This window comes from Pseudomonas sp. KH_021 (assembly GCF_057838865.1).
This window is the reverse complement of sequence record NZ_JBYQOU010000002.1, coordinates 108,045-123,601: the sequence shown is the minus strand read 5'-3', so window position 1 is coordinate 123,601 and position 15,557 is coordinate 108,045. Positions and strand designations below refer to the sequence as shown.

Sequence of the window (15,557 nt, the reverse complement as noted above, 5' to 3'; positions counted from 1 at the left end):
GTTTCATTCAGGCTCACCCACACCTGCGCTGTTCTCAAATGTTGGTAGAGGAACTTCCATGTCGGCTGGCACCTGGAGCGCAGCACGGCTATCAAGCACAAGAAAGCCCTTTGCTGCGAGGCGACTTGCCTGCTGGTAGGTTTTACTTGTGGCTTCATCAATTGCCTCTGGGGTCCGCTCGCCAGGGATCGCTTCGATAGCAGCAGCGATATTGATTACAGCGATTTTTGGAACCTCGACCTGACGGTTCTGCCATGAGAAGTAGAGCGAGACGAGTGAGACAACCAGGGCGGCGTAGGGGATGATTTTCAAACTCGTGCTCCTCGATCATTGATCACCGCCTTGATGGCCTCGGCGGTACTGAAATTCTGTTTGACGTAGTTGTTGATGGCTTGCACGTCTTCTGGCGCCGTGGAGTACAGAAGCAAGCTGTAGCGATCCACTGTCAGCCGTCCCACGCCGCTTCCGCGGTCAGTCATCATGAAAATCTCGGAGTACTGCCCTTTCACCGTGTGCACGGTTTTAAGGAACTCGTAACCGCCCTCAGAAAGCGGTAAGCGCTCATCTTTTTTGATCTGGTTGATCGCTTCTTTCTTCTGACCGAGGAGGAATGTGTTCGCGCTGTTTTCAGCGATCGCGCGCCCAGTCGGATTCGCGTAGAGGTCGTTCACAGACTGCGTGATGGTGATAGCGCTGCCGCCGTACTTACGGAAACGGCGATACCCGTGTTCGATAAACTTAGCCACGTCACCTTCTGTGAGAAGCGACCAAGCCTCATCAATGATCACGATTTTTCGTCGATCACGATCACCCAGGTACATGTTTTGCTGAATTTGGTAGATCAGCTGAAGCAGAACAACCTGCTGAAGATGCTTCCTTCCCTTGAGCTCTTCGAGCTCCAGGACGGTGAATGGGTTGTTAAATGCAACGGTGTTTTTCCCGTTGAAATATTTGCCGTACTGCCCTGCGGAGGTGAAGGTGTACAACTGCTTGCCGATATTTTTTACCGGTTCGTCTTCGTCACTGAGCAGGCTTTGTTCAATGTCATCGACCAACATTGACTTACCTTTCTCCAGCCAAACCTTTGCCAAGTGACGCTTCAAGCCCGCAACCTGTAGGTCAGACAAAGGCTGTGTAGGCGCCGCCATGGCTGACACCAGGCCGACAAGGACGTCTTCCTCCTCGGAATACTGCTCAACGAGTTCAAAAGGGTTTAAGCAGATCTCTGACTTTTCAGTGAATTCAATGAAGTCACCATTGAATGCGTGACAGAGCTTTTCGTATGAACGCCCGACATCGATCACCCAAATCTGAGCGCCAGAGCTCAAATAGGAGGTGATTAGATAGTTGGTTAGAAACGACTTACCCGAGCCCGACTGCGCGGCGACTGTCGCGTTGTAGTTCGTCTCGGAATCAAAGAGGTCAAAATTCATGAGCTGGCCGTTACGGCTCACGAAGCACATCTCAGGCGAGCCTGTCCCCTTCCAGTCGCCGTATATTGGCAGCAGGGGAAGCGCATGGCTGATCGCCATGGTTTTAAACCGGTATGTCTCCCGGATTGCCTTAATGTCCGCGCCAAACGGCAATGAATTCAAAAAAAGCGGGAGCATGAAGAAACGGTCTTCCATCAGCTGAAACTGATGCACACCCCAGTAGTTTCGGGCCTCGCTTGAGGCACGTACCAACCGCTCACGATCTTGCGCAAACACCGTCACCGACAGGTAGGTGCGAACAAGAAGGTCGCCGTCTTCAAGCTCTTTAAACAGAGCGTCATAGCTGTGTTTTTTTGCTGCAAGGACAGGAACGAACTTCAAAAGCGGCCCGTAGGCCTGGTTGTTGGCCCAGGTACGTCGCGCGGACATTTTGTCCTTGGCGGATTGCTGATCTGGAAACTGCAACGTCATGTTGATCATGCAGTTGTCACGGATACCATGCCGACCGGTCATCATGTCACCCAGGTACCAAGCAGCCTTGCCTTGATAAGCCACTTTCGGCATTCGCTTAACGCTCAAGGTTTTGAGCAACGTGTCACCGATTTGGATGTAGTCCGGTTTAACCTCGACCGCTTTGTCGTAATCCAGAATCTGGTATTTCAGTTCCTTATCGGTCTCGGCCTCGATCGGCAGACGATCCCGCCACGAAGCGTTAGGTCCCTGGTTCAGGATCGACGACATGACCTCCACATAAAGGTCGTTCGTCATGGCTCGCGGTGCGAAACCCACAGAACTCAGCGTTGACTCGAACTGGGTACGGTAGTCGGAGTACTCCTCGATCTCCTTCGTGGTGGGTTCCATCGACTCCATAGGGAGCCGAATGGTGATCACCAACAGCGTGTCGCGAACCTTGATGCCTGAATACGCGTCAATGGGCTTCAAGGTCGCGTCAGTCAGATAATCTGCACGCTCTTGAATTGCGTTCAGCAGCAGTTGGTCGGATTGCGACATTCGACGGCGCATCAGGGCCTGGATCTGATGCGTGATGTTCTGCCCGGCGAACAGCGTAAATTGCATGAGCGTGTCTTTTGGCCACGACTGTTTCAGCAGTGAACGCAAGTGTTCCGCAACACTTTCGTCGCCACCCGATAAAGGCTGGCAAACGAAAGCGAACCCCATCGCGTTGTCGTCGAGCAGAAAGAGTTTGTCGTCAGGGTTGTACGCTAGAACCTGTAGGTGGTCGCCGAGTCTGTAGACCGGTTTTTGGAAGATTCCCATGGCCTGATCAACCCTTCCCTTGAGCTAACCAGCTCTTGAGATCCGGGATGAACCCTTTGGTAATAAAACCATCCTGGCGGATCGAATGCGGAACGCCTTTGATGGCGAAGAACTGCGCGGTTACCAATCGCTTGTTAACTGGTAACTGATCGCATGTCGCCGTTTGCTTAAGCGACGTTTTGTTATCACCTGCCAAGACGGAGTTAAGGGCTTCGACTTTGTCCTCCGCACAGAGCACATCCCGTACGCGGGAGACACTGCTTTCACCGAGGATTGGGAGCTGAACGATGTTGAAGGTGTATTCATTCTTCAGCTCTTGCATCTGCATGAACATCTTGTGGCAGAAGCCGCAGTAAGGATCTACGAATATGGTTACCTGCTTTTTACCGGTGCCAAGAACCAAAGGGTCGAGATCACCCACATTGAATTTCATTTTTTGGAAGTCGATGTATTTCGATGCACGGTCCGCCATTTCAAGAGAGTCGATGTATTCCTTGTTCCAGGTGTCGTACATGCGCCCTTCAAGCAGGAAGCGTCCGTTGTCCGATACGTAACGGAGTTTTCCGTTTTTCTCGGCGACGGCTAGGCCGCTGACAGGTAGTCCGACCAGGTTGTCTGCGGCGAAGGACAAAGGAGATGAAAGCAAGCCGATCGCGACGGTGACCATCGCGACAGTAGCCAGGAGAAATTTGGTCATTGGAGTCCTCTCACAAGACATTGGGATCTAGTGAAAGACTATGGAAAGCGACCGCTGGGTATGGCATTCATTCGCCCCCGTGCGGGGGGTCAACATGCAGGCGCAGTCAAAAGTAAGGGGCCCGAAGGCCCCTTAAATGTTCACCGTATTACCAAACCACAGGTTCCGACTCTGCACCTGAATCATCCACGCCGATCAGTCGTATCTGAGGTGCGGAGGCATAGGACTTTTTGGATACCGTAATGATCTTGCCGTTGATTCCGACCTCAACGTCATTGAGCATCCAAAGGTGCTTGGCGATTTTTCCGTCTTCATCCTTGCAGTCTGCCTTGGCTGTCCAGGCACCGAACCCCTCGGTAACGGCCAGCTCGCAAACCGGTGGTTTGTTTTCTTTTACTTCGACTTCAACTTCTTTGCGCGCTGTTTTCCCCATCTCGGTCTCGATATCGAGGCTGACCTGGTAAATACCTGCCTCCGGAAGCTTTGCTCTGCCATACCGCGACTTACCGCTATCCAACAGTTCGCCATTGATGCTGTAGGAAAGCTTTGTGACTCGGTCACGAGGGTGGCCGCCTGTCGTTGAAGGCCGCATGAAGATTCCAAGCGGCGCTCGGTTCGCAGGGTTGTCTCCAGCCCAGTTGATACCGACGTTCCATGGCGGGGGCTCCCGGAAACGGAGACTGCGCTCGACGAGGCTGTAGTTACCGCGTCCATCGGTGATATGGACCTTAAACATAAACTCGCCAGGTTCATCGATAGAGACAATCCGCACCGGTGCGTAGTCATCCTTGATAGTCGTATACCCGGATTCAGGTGGTAGCTCCCAGTCATAGGTCAGCTGCTCAAACTCCTTGAAAGGCCCGTTAAATTTGACCCTCATTTCGAGTTGGGCCGGGGCATACTCCGCCGTGTAGGTCGGTTGCAAGAACCAGGTCGGCCACACATATTCCCAGAAGTCCAAACGCTTGGTGGTTGTGCCGAGCGCCCCGCGAGATTCCCAATCAACAACCCACGATCTGACTGACAGGTAATTCTCCTCCCTGTCCTGGTCCACTGCCGTAGGCGTAAAGTCTACGGTGGTCGATTTAACAACTTCACCGTTCGGAAGGATGAACTCGCTACCCATCTCAACTTCCATGTTGATGTAGGGCGGATAAATTTTGGCTGTCCACGTCACGGGCTTATCAACTTCCGGGCGCGTGCGACCAAGAATCTGCACCCTCGGTGGCCTGATGGCCCGGAAACCAACTGCACCCCTAACCTTGCGATAAGCTCCCGGCTCCTCCGGAGAATCCAGGAAGCGGGCCCTCGCCATGACGTAAATCCTCTCCTGGGTATCGCGAGTGATATCTAAGGTTCCGGTCCCCACCTCCCAGGTCTTGCCGCGGTCGAGTGACCACTCGATCTTCTTATCCGAAGGATTAAATTCAGTGTTGTCTTTACTCTCCAGCCTGTAGTGCGCGGTACCGGTAATGAAAACGTTGCCGGGGCCTTTTATGCGGATGGTCGGGACATTGTAGGCCTCGATTTCAATGCTTTGAGTCATCGACGTCGCCCCGCTGTGCTTGTTCACCAGTTGTGCTCGAACCAGATACTTGCCCTTATTCAGAGACATCGATAACCGTTGAGATGCACGCGATAGGTTTTTCACCGGCTGCCACGAACCGCCGTTATTGGTGGACATCTCCCAGCTCACGGAGCCCAGATCACGCGACTCTTTTCGGTTGGCCAAGTCAGCGAAAAGCGTGACGCGAAGCGGGGCCTCGCCCGAGAGCCTCAGCGCTCTTACAGAGCCGTCAAGTGGGTCCCCGTTGAGGACCGAAAGGAACAGTGGTCTTAAGCCGGTTCGGATGGAAGAATATTCCGGGACCGGTGAAATGACGCGGGCCTCAGCGACGATTCGCAAGACTTCACCGGCCACGTCTGCGACCGGCACGTCAAAGGTAGTCTGGCCTACACCGTCAGTGTCCATCCAGTCCGTCAGTGGCGTTGACTCCTTGTAGTTTTTCATTGCCAACAGACGAATTTGCCATTGTCCCATCGTGGAGGCATCGTAGGGTTTGCTTGGGGCGTAGACATCCTGAATCCCGACATCGACCGTTAACTTGTCTGTCGAAAGGACGGTAGTTTCCTTGTTCAGGATAACGGGTTTAACGCCGTCATCTGGCACAGATAGGATGTCGAACTCGTGCTCTACCTGGCTCGCAGGAAGCGCCTCGAACGCGGCCTTAGCGTTAAACGGCGATACGGTCCACAGGCTGCTCTTCTCATTGGCATTCACTCTGCGTCGGACATTCTGTTCATCTGCCCAGCTTCTCGGTGCAACACCGCTTTCGATGATCTGATTATCTTGAGTGAGAACAAGATTGATCGGAGCATTGAAGCCCTTGATTACCAATTCCCCGAGGTAACCACCCGACAGCGGTGCCGAGTACAGATCACCAGCAATAAGCCTGCGATTATCCATCGAGATGGTCAGCGTAGCCGGTTCGATAGCGTTGAACGTGTGCTCCCCTTCACTTGCTTTGATCTCAGTGCCAGTCGGAGAAAAGATCGATACAGCCCATTTGATGGTTTGTGGTCCAAGATCCTGGACAGCATTTAGCAGGTGGGGCCGCTCCCAGTTCTCACGTTGCTGCAGACCGTTAGGAATTTGTGTCCATTTCACATAGCACATCACATTCGACGACCAGCTCGAGGACGAAATTTTTGCGCGCTGCTCAACCGTTGTCAGCGTACATTCCGGTCCAGCGATTTGCTTGAGGAGGAAATTGATTTCCTCGACTTTGTAGTACACCTGCTCAATCAAAGGATCCGGGCCGAGCTTTATCGACCCGTTCAAAGAAACGGTCTCCAGATCATGGTCATAGTTGGCCATGAAGAACTTGTTGCCGTCCCGATCAACAACGTAGGAAGACGCACGGACTGGCTCAACCATGATCTGTGATCCGGCAGCCTCAAGACTTAGAATGTCCCGGTTGCTTCGATCTTTCCATTCCTTAGGCGTTGTAATCCATTCCAGATAGCAGGTCGGAGCGTCAATTACATTTCGGGCCTTAGCTGCCACGATGGATGTCGTCGGAACACAAACATCGTTTGACGCTTTGAAATCGATCTTCGTCCTGCCCACCCCTTGGAGCATCTTCCAGGAAGCGGCATCTAAACCGCCCTGAAGAGACCAAACACTTACCGGTACCGAATAGACAGGCCCGGTTTTGTCCATCCGCGACAGCAACACGATGGACTGGCCATTATCTCCCGCGGCATAAGCTGCAACTGGCTCTTCAAGGGACGCTGCAGCTATGGTGTCTGGCGTGAAACGACTGCCATCACCGACAGCAAGCGTCCGATGGCCTAGCCGGAGGCCAAGCATGCTCGAAGGCGGAACAACCGCCACAATATCGCTACCCAGTGCAGTCATTGCGTTTGCATCAAGAACGCGGAACGAATCTCGGCCTTTGCTATCCACCATTGCATTGGTGACACCAGGAATGATTGGTTTGTAGTCGAGTTCCTCCACTGCACGATCGATGACAATGTCACTCGCCGGACGGAATCTGATTTGAATGTCTTTTTCGAACGATAAGCCGTCACGATCAGTGGCGCGAAGTCTCACAACTGTTGGTGTTTTCCCATCGGTTCTATAGTCCATTTCAAGACCGTTGAAATTCACCGTACCGTGGTCTGGTTGCGTTACCACCTCGAGACGATGCGAATCCCATAGGTTCACATCGGAAACGTGCATCAACGCATTTCCACCGATGCCCTCGTACACCACCACTTCGTTCGGGCCGATATCACTAGGCGGGTAATTCAGCCTCGCAACCATCGCGGTACCGACGCCTTCGATATACAGACCGCCTGAATCGACGATGCGAAAATTAAAGTGTTCTTCGCCAGTAAATCCGAGATTTGGGGTGTACACCATCTTGTCGCCGGTCACGACAACCTTGCCATTCGCAGGCTGGCTCACCATCTCGATTGTGAAAGTATCCCAAGCGTTAGGGTCCACAATCCATGGTGGAACAGGACTGCTAGGTTTGCCCTCGACGGTGTAAATCGTCACGTTTGTTTCAATTGGCGCATAGTTGAATTTTACGACGTCGATCTGGATCCCACCGACAACGGAAAGACCACTAGGATCTGTTGCGCGAACCTGGATGGTGTCCTGCCCATAGAATCGGTCAGCTGGGGTATAGACGATTCGATTGTTCAGCACTTCAGCTATGCCATGAGCACCGTTTACCTCAATCGTGAGCACATGCCGCAAGAGGTCGTACGCATTGCTGTCCACAACTGTTGGGTAGTACGGCTCGCTGACTTGCCCTTCAAGAACACTGAATTTTCCGGAAAGTGATTGAGGTGCCTTGTCGGTCTTTTTCACATCGACCCAGACCGTGCCAACAATTGATGTACCACTTGAATCAGTTGCCCGCACCGAGAAAGAAACCACACCAAAAAACGAATCTGCAGGCGAGTACTTTACTGCCCCACCTACAACCTCCGCCGTCCCGATCCTTGGTAGCGTTTCAATCGAATAGGAGTGGGAGTCGGTAGGGTTTTTGTCTTCCACAACTGGCACACCCGATACCGGCGTACCCTCGTTGGTTGACATCGTCAGCGAGACCTTCGACGGAGAGTAGTTCTTGTGATTGATCGTGACGTATGCCACGCCGGAGACAGCGAGCCCCCCATCATCCACGGCGATGTACTTGAACTGGGTGACACCTTCGAAATCGAATGGGGCGGTATAGACAAGCTTGTTATCCAACACCTCCGCAAAACCGATCATGTTTTGCGCGGGGACCGAAAATGTATGACGGCCTTGGTCATAGAGGTTCAGATCGTTTACGGTCGGTGTGACTGGATCAGATTTCAGCCCCTGCTCCGCAGTAAGGCTGGCGCTGGTTGAAATGGGAGCGTAATTGTACTTTGAGACTGAAATGGTACCCGTAGCGACGGGGGACTCGGTTCCCGCTGTATCGCGAATCAAATAGGTGAACGTAGCGTTACCGTAGAAGCCTGTGACAGGCGTAAAGAGTACTTCCAGTCCTGTGGCTTTAACGGTGCCGACGTTTGCCGGTGGCTGTGAAACGATGACGATCGAATGGCTGTCTGGATCATCCGGATCCTGACCTACAGTAGTGGGATTCTGCACCTCCACTGTAACCGTCGCGGGGGCGGACACCCCACCCTCTGGATCAATTGCAACAACTGATGCCGTTGCGGAGCCTCCCCAACCAGGGGCGGGGCTGTAACGGACTTTTGAGCCACTGATACTGAGCACCCCTGCTCCAACTGGCAGAGCCGTCGAGACCTGGTAGGTGATCGGCGAATCGTCGTTAGGATCAGTCGCTGTGAGCTGTGCTTCGACGGGAATGCTGGTCTGGGTCGTCAGCTTCAACGCAGGCAGTATCGGAGGGGCGTTAACTTTTTGAACGTCGACGTTCAACGTATGTGGCTCAGACACCAATCCAGCGGCGTCCCGAATCGCGAATCGAAAGCTTTGTTTGCCTGCGAATTTTGCACCTGGGGTAACCGTGATGTTCAGCCCGGACACTGAGAGAGCACCAAAGCTGCTAGGAACAGGCTCAAGTAAAATTACTGCATGACTGTCACCTACATCAGGATCCACTATGGACATCTTGATGGTTCGTGACTGCCCCTGCAGCATGCTGAGAGTTTCGTCCTTGGTCAAAGGGACGTCATTTTCAGGAGTGACAGTGGCCCTTACATCCACCGGCAGTGAGATTGCGTGATCTTTGTCACGAGCCACGATCTTGCCTACGGTTGTGCCTGTCCAATCCTTAGCTGGCTGGAAAACGAGAGTATTGCCCAAGACGATAAGCGAGCCTTGAGATGCCGGAACCTGAGCGTAGATCTCGAATGAGAACTCAGCAGGGCTATCGATATCAGTGGCAGTAAGAGGCGCTGAAACGTCCCGGTCTTCGGTCGTTGTCAAACTGATTGGCTGCATGACTGGTATGTCATTGACCGGTTTGACCTGGACCTGAACCGTAGCAGTATTGGAAAAGGAACCAGACGAATCACGGGCGCGGTACTTAACTGACGTAGCGCCGTTCCAGTCTGCTCCTGGTGTGAATGTGAGCTTGTCACCGACAATGGACGCCGTACCCTGCTCTGCAGGTGATTGGAGCGTGATCTCAAAGCTGTGCGTATCACCTTTGTCAGGATCGTTAGCCTTGAGTGTTATCGACGCTGCCACATCCTCCGCGGTGGACATTTCGCGATCGTTTACCACTGGGGCGTCATTAACAGGTTTGACATTAACGGTGACAGTTGCCGGGTCGGACCATGCGCCTTTTGAGTCTTGCACGCGGTACCCAACTACCGTAGTACCGTTCCAGTCAAGTGCTGGATTAAACGATAGGACGTTGCCCACAAGCGTGGCAGTTCCGATTGCGGTACTTGGAACCGTATCCAGCCGGTAAGTCGTAGGCGATGGACCATCAGAATCTTGGCTACTCAGAGCAACCTGACCGGCAGTGTCTTCATCTGTGTCTATAACTGCGTCGGCAGCGATCGGACGCTGATTTGAATTCGTACAAACCTGCCATCGCGTATCGACGGTTCCATTGGGCTTAAGGTCATTCTTTGTCTGCGCGCCACGGGTATACCGCACACCATTCACAGTGAGATCAAGCGATGAAGAAGCACCGAGGTTAACCCCGTTCACCCATAACACAGGCTGGCCATCCCCCACGCAGCTACTGAATCCACTGCAGGACTGCCACATGGTTGAACTGCTGAACGTACAGTCTGCGCTCGCCTGAGCAGACGCGAAAACGATACCTAGCAGGGCTAGTTTGCGAAGATGGGTGAGCCAGGGAGTCATAGATGTCCTGCCATGCGGAATTTGCAGGACTATCTTGATGAGGTGGGTGAGCAGAAGGGGGCCAATTAGCCCCCTGGTAGGGGGTCGCCCCCCCTATGCTTGGTATGAGACGACTTTGGCTTAGACCATCGCCGGGTGAATTGTGGCGGACATGATCGACTCGATGACCGTTGGCGAGTTGTACAAGCCAACACCACCGCCCACACCTGTGGCAAATGCCATGATGGATTGTCGAACGACGCCACCGACCAGGCCAACCAGAATCATCGCACCGGCAACTACACGGCCAAGCGTGCCTTGCATCCAACCTTGCAAGCTTTGCCAAATCGGGTCGAATTCTTCGCCACCGGTACCGGCCAATGCCATCCGGCCGAAAACCATCAGCCCGAGGACCAGGCCAGCTTTAGCGTAGGTTCGATTGCGACTACGATCGCGGTTTGGTTTAAGAACGCCGCTTTGGCGCGCAAACGGGTTTAGCATGTTGAGTTCCTCGATTGGTTAGGGATACTACGGATTTACACCAAGGGGGTTCTTGGTATCAGGAGTTGGTTGGGAGGTTGGGTGCTGGATTTGAAGTGGGCGCAGCGTTGGTGTGACTTTGGGAGACGGATTACCCAACTCCCAACGACGAGGTTCGATTTCGGTGTACACGTATCCCGGCACGTTAAGGTCACCGTCTTTGCCTTCCCACGGCGCTACCCAGATACGCATAACCGTCGCCTGACTGCGGATGGGAAGCGGTTGGCGAGCGGCCTTCGGAACGACATAGCGCTCACCTGGAATAGGTTGGTGAACGGCGACCTCTTTTACCCCTGGTTGGGGTTCGGCATTTACAGACCCATCCACTGGATTGACACGCTTACGAAAGCTGTCGCTTTCCGTCGCGCTGTAAACATCGCGGGCTGACATGCACGTGACGCCTTCCGGCATACCTTTGCAGCCATACTCGGGTTCACCGATAGACAGAAACGAGCACCCCCCCAATGAAGAGGCGGCGATCAACAGGATCGAAGTGAATAGTCCGCGCATAAATAAGTTCTCCAAGTGAGCTGATTTTGGGCAAGGCGGTCCCGTCCGGGGGGCGAATTCGCCCCCCGTGTGGGGGTTTGGATTTATTGTTGGAGCTTGAGCGTTTGGCCGCGCTTAACAATAAAGTCGATCTCGCGAAGTGCGTCGACTTCAATTACCGGGTATAGGCTTTCAGCCATTTCAAGATAGAAATCAGCAATTCGCTCCAACGCCTTACCGGTGCCGCTGATAGCTGCCCCCTGGAGCGCTTCGCCGTTAAGCGCCTGCTCCATCACAGGGTTGTAAGCCTTATCGGAGTTACTGTTGATGTCACGAACGTTGATTGTCGGCACGCTTTTCACGCTGAACGCCTCACTCACGCCCTGCATAAAACCAGCCATTAAGCTTCGCGCCAGAATCTGGCCTTGCTTACTGACAAGCCTACCTCGCACACCGGCTTTTCCGTCTTCACCTGCAGCGTATGCATCGAGTTTGGTCTCAATAACACCGCCATCTTCACGAACGCAGCTGATGACTTCAGCACGCAAATACGCTCGCTCCGAAGAAAGGTCTCCGAACCCGCTCGCAATCAGGAAGCACTCCCGGATGTCAGCGCGAAATCGGTTGGGAAGAATTGCTTCTTTTTTAATCCGGAGCAGCGCTGGGAAAGGTTCTTTCCGAGCTCCCTGACCGGTTGGTGCATCCATACCCGTGATTAATGCACCAGACAAAATCGAGCCCGCTGGAAGGAACATTTCATGTTCTTTCTCAGCCTTCGGGTCGACCTCTTCCTCAGTCGCGGTAACCGTTCTGATGTGTTTCGTCGTATCACCCTTTTTGGCACCGGACCCGCTTTTTGGAGGCTCTGGTGGTTGTGGTGCAGATGCGAAGTATGTCTCTGGATGCTTTTGCACCGCCGATGGAGAGGACCGGTCAAAATCGCCACCCGATGGTGTTTTGACCGCGGTCGGATCAACACCATCTGATGATCCGTTGGACTTTGACTCACTCTCCATTTGAACTTTCGCCTGCCCATTCTTCAGCTCTTCAAGCTGTTGCTTCATGAGCTCCGCATCCGCTTCGTTACGTGCAAGCTGTTCCTGCAGCTGTTTGTTTGTCTCGCTGACCTGCTTCAGCGCGTCCGCGGTATCTGTCGCGGCTTTCTGATTCTGAGCCAACTTGCTGATTTGCGCGCCCTGCGCCCTGATAGTCGCGTTAATAGCGTCGATCCCGACCGCTCGCGGATCGTGGTCCGTTAGCGCCGATACAATTTCCTTTCGCTTCTTCTGCGCGGGTCCACTAGAGCCATCAAAGAACGCTGCAGAGGCCCAAAGGACAACGGTCGTTGTGACGGCAATTGAGCCCCATGTAATCCACTTGCGATGGGTAGGGTCAAGCTGAGTCCATCTTTCTTTAAAATTCACTGTGAGCCCTCCCTTAATTCAGCAAACTTGGGCGCTGAGAGTCATCGGTCTGCTCTTCACCGACGCGCAAAACAATGTAGATCTCGGTTTTCATACCAGGCTCGAGAAGATTGTTCGGCCAGACGGAAGCAGCAGCCAGGTTTGGATGAGTACAAGCCGTTTCGTCGACCAGCAATGGCTGGTTGGTGGTATTGCTGGCGACCGCGACTAGTACCTGGAAGTTATGGCCGAGCATCACCTGTGAGCGGCTGAAGTCCACGTCTAAACCGTCCTGATAGCAAGCAGGGACCGTGTCACCAGGCGCGAGATTGCTGAGGCTGTACCCTTTTGGAAGTTTGTTGAGTGCAATGGCGCGCATGATCCCGCGGATGGAATCCATGTAGGGTTGAGACTCCTCCCATTTACGAGCCGCACCGCTGTAGTGGCGGCGCCCACCTTGGCCACCCAACGTTTTTTGCCCGCTGCGACCCTCATCCAATATCAAATTTGCTTCGATTGGAGGAATCTTTTGCGGCGCCAGCGTCACCGATAAAGCAAGGCTTTCATCGTCCTTGGGCGTGATATACATCGCCACTGGGGTTTCGCTGGTCGTCGAAACATAGACGATATTTTTCACTACTTTCGTTTCAGCGTCAGTCACGGTCTGGACGATCGGATTCTCAAACGGCGTTACGATCCTGTTCAGGTGTGACAGTGCCACTGGAATGATTGTGTTTACCCCTGGCGCGATAAGAATCTCCTGCATCGTTTTGATAGGCTCCGCTCTCACCGCAGCCGGTCCCCGTACCACTGGAGCATCAACCGCTGGCAGGTCATTCGCTTGACCTGGTGTGACCTGGACCATCTTTGCCGCTTTGGGTGCTTCGGTGGATTTAACCGGTTGAGCATTGTTCGGTTGAGTACCGCCTGTTACTGCGCTGCCATTAGCGGTGGATGCCGAGGGATGGCTGGTCTCAGCCTTTTTTACCGAAATGTCGGGCAAAACAAGCTTTGAATCTGCATGTGCGGAACAGGTGGCCAACACGAGTGCCGCCGCAAGCGCTTTGAAATTATTTTGCAAGTTCACGTTCACGCTCCTGACGACGACGCTCTTTGTTTTCTTCCGCTCGATCGAGACGACTTTGGACGGTTTCAGTTCGAGCACCACCTTTGTAGGTGTCGATAAACTCGATGATGGGCTTGTACCGCTTGATTCGGATCTCAATGACGTAAGTGCGGTCTTCGCGTTCTTTCTTGCCTGTAGGCCCTTCCATCGTCGAGCGACCGCTGACATAGAAGATGTTCGGCTTACCAGGCTCTTTGGTGATCTTCCGCGCTTCGAATTTCAGGGTGACTCGATCCCTACGAATCTCACCAACCTGCTTTTGCAGAAGGGCCACAAAGTCCTGATAGATTTCTGGTGACAGCAGCGGATCCATGATTTTTTGAATCATTTCAGCCGTGCCGGGCGTCACGTTGCCCAAGACGAGCGCTACGTACATAGCCCATGCTTCGGTGTACGTGTCGGACGCTGAGTTCTCATCAACCCACGCCTGCTCTACTAAGGTCGGAGGCGTGATCGTTTGAATCGACTCCTTGTTTAGAGCGACTATCGCGAGAAGAAAGTTGAGAACAACCATGGCGTACAGCAACACCTTGAACGTTGAGTTCTCTTTCTTCAGGCCCTGGGCGGTATTGCCAAAAAATTTGCTGAGCATGTGATGCCTCAGTGAAGTCGATTGATAAATGGATTAGGAATCGACCTGGCTTTAGGGCCACCGATACCGGTGTACCACCAGATCATGTGTGCCAGATAACCATCGGGGTTTCGATCTCGATACTTGCGATAAACACGAGTCATCAGCACTCCGGCCAAAGTAAGAATCCCGGCCATCCCAAAAAAGACTCCCAGAACAAGGCCGAGACCTATCGGGGCGACTTCGTCGGCCTGCCAGAAGAGGACGTGAGGAGGATCATCGACATACTGAGGAATGGTGACTTGTTTCATTGTTGAACTCCTGGCTGAGCAGAACCGCCGTTAACCAGTGCTGACATAGCCTTCACAATTTCATCGGGAGGATATGCACCGGAAAGAACCTGCTTTCGGCCTGTTGGGTTATGGATAATGAGAGTGGTAGGAGTCACCTTGACACCAGCTTGCACAGCCTCTTGAAGGTCAGCGCGGATCTTGTCGTCGTAACGTCCGCTATCCACACAGGCGGTGATTTTTCGCGAGTCGAGACCCAAATCCTCGGCGATGCTCGAAAGTGGTTTTTGCGTGCCGCGGCCATTGCCAGCGGTCGAAGAAAAGATGGAACCGATCATGCGAAAAAATGACTGATTGCCGCCTTGATCAGCTGCACATTCCGCCGTGAGGGCTGCAAGGCGAGAGTTTTCGCCGTGTAGTGGAACGTGTTTAAAGATCAGCGAAATATTGCCTCTCGAACCATCAACCAAAGCTTTCGGTGCGGGATAGAACTGCTGGCAATACGGGCATTCCGTATCGCTAAACTCAACCAGGGTGAACTGTGAGTTAGCTTCACCATATCGCCGCTCGATCCCGACGCCTGCCGGAGCTGTATGCTCTTGACCGGGTGCAACTGACGTTGCAGAAGTCATCAACGATGGGTACAGCACCTGCAGCTGCTCAACGGCGTCTTTCATCTGCTCGTAGGAATAGGCCCATGGTTTGATTTTCGCGTGCTGAGTACCTAAGCGATCGAGCACGTCATTGGTTTCATCCATCTGCTTTTGCAGATTGTTCTGGCAGTACAGAGAAAATGCCGCGGCCACGAGACCAAGTGTTGCTAATGCAACCGGGAAAAATCGGGATAACTTGTTTTGGGTAGCACTAGGCACAAAAATCACTCCTATTCAGATAG

At 53.3% G+C, this 15,557-nt stretch carries 11 protein-coding genes; all 11 read right to left on the bottom strand.

The annotated features are described in order from the left end of the window. Positions 1-3: 3 nt before the first annotated feature. Positions 4-312, bottom strand: a complete 309-nt coding sequence (locus tag AC3IX4_RS29345; protein ID WP_411961114.1) for a hypothetical protein — start codon at positions 310-312, stop codon at positions 4-6. Next, entirely contained in the window at positions 309-2,711 is a 2,403-nt protein-coding gene (gene traC / locus AC3IX4_RS29340; protein ID WP_489261602.1) for a type IV secretion system protein TraC, read from the bottom strand. The genes AC3IX4_RS29345 and traC overlap by 4 nt, the downstream gene beginning before the upstream one ends. Before the next feature lie 7 nt (positions 2,712-2,718). After that, a complete protein-coding gene (locus AC3IX4_RS29335) occupies positions 2,719-3,408 on the bottom strand; it encodes a DsbC family protein (RefSeq protein ID WP_411961112.1) in 690 nt (229 codons plus the stop codon). Between the two features lie 148 nt (positions 3,409-3,556). After that, positions 3,557-10,165 carry an Ig-like domain-containing protein gene (locus AC3IX4_RS29330; protein ID WP_489261601.1) on the bottom strand — a complete coding sequence of 2,203 codons (6,609 nt, stop codon included), beginning with the start codon at positions 10,163-10,165 and terminating at the stop codon, positions 3,557-3,559. 219 nt (positions 10,166-10,384) lie between these two features. Continuing rightward, the gene (gene traA / locus AC3IX4_RS29325; RefSeq protein WP_411961291.1) at positions 10,385-10,645 is read right to left on the bottom strand and encodes a TraA family conjugative transfer protein; all 261 of its coding nucleotides are present in this window, start codon (positions 10,643-10,645) and stop codon (positions 10,385-10,387) included. 126 nt (positions 10,646-10,771) lie between these two features. After that, a complete protein-coding gene (gene traV / locus AC3IX4_RS29320) occupies positions 10,772-11,293 on the bottom strand; it encodes a type IV conjugative transfer system lipoprotein TraV (RefSeq protein WP_411961110.1) in 522 nt (173 codons plus the stop codon). Positions 11,294-11,376: 83 nt separating this feature from the next. Beyond that, complete coding sequence (locus tag AC3IX4_RS29315; RefSeq protein ID WP_489261600.1) at positions 11,377-12,696, bottom strand: TraB/VirB10 family protein; 1,320 nt, start codon at positions 12,694-12,696, stop codon at positions 11,377-11,379. 13 nt (positions 12,697-12,709) lie between these two features. Next, positions 12,710-13,762 carry a TraK domain-containing protein gene (locus tag AC3IX4_RS29310; protein ID WP_489261599.1) on the bottom strand — a complete coding sequence of 351 codons (1,053 nt, stop codon included), beginning with the start codon at positions 13,760-13,762 and terminating at the stop codon, positions 12,710-12,712. Then, positions 13,746-14,393 (bottom strand): TraE/TraK family type IV conjugative transfer system protein, encoded by a 648-nt coding sequence (locus AC3IX4_RS29305; protein WP_411961107.1) that lies wholly within the window; start codon positions 14,391-14,393, stop codon positions 13,746-13,748. Before AC3IX4_RS29305 ends, AC3IX4_RS29310 begins: the two co-directional genes overlap by 17 nt. An 8-nt stretch (positions 14,394-14,401) precedes the next feature. Continuing rightward, complete coding sequence (gene traL / locus AC3IX4_RS29300) at positions 14,402-14,683, bottom strand: type IV conjugative transfer system protein TraL (protein ID WP_064363844.1); 282 nt, start codon at positions 14,681-14,683, stop codon at positions 14,402-14,404. Next, positions 14,680-15,534, bottom strand: coding sequence for a DsbA family protein (locus tag AC3IX4_RS29295; protein WP_489261598.1), 855 nt, complete (start codon positions 15,532-15,534; stop codon positions 14,680-14,682). The genes traL and AC3IX4_RS29295 overlap by 4 nt, the downstream gene beginning before the upstream one ends. Positions 15,535-15,557 lie beyond the last annotated feature (23 nt).

Bases quoted from the DNA above. Each gene is read 5' to 3' on its own strand.
- traC (WP_489261602.1), bottom strand. From the start codon at position 2,711: ATGGGAATCTTCCAAAAACCGGTCTACAGACTCGGCGACCACCTACAG.
- AC3IX4_RS29335 (WP_411961112.1), bottom strand. From the start codon at position 3,408: ATGACCAAATTTCTCCTGGCTACTGTCGCGATGGTCACCGTCGCGATC.
- traV (WP_411961110.1), bottom strand. From the start codon at position 11,293: ATGCGCGGACTATTCACTTCGATCCTGTTGATCGCCGCCTCTTCATTG.
- AC3IX4_RS29330 (WP_489261601.1), bottom strand. From the start codon at position 10,165: ATGTGGCAGTCCTGCAGTGGATTCAGTAGCTGCGTGGGGGATGGCCAG.
- AC3IX4_RS29305 (WP_411961107.1), bottom strand. From the start codon at position 14,393: ATGCTCAGCAAATTTTTTGGCAATACCGCCCAGGGCCTGAAGAAAGAG.
- traA (WP_411961291.1), bottom strand. From the start codon at position 10,645: ATGGTTTTCGGCCGGATGGCATTGGCCGGTACCGGTGGCGAAGAATTC.
- traL (WP_064363844.1), bottom strand. From the start codon at position 14,683: ATGAAACAAGTCACCATTCCTCAGTATGTCGATGATCCTCCTCACGTC.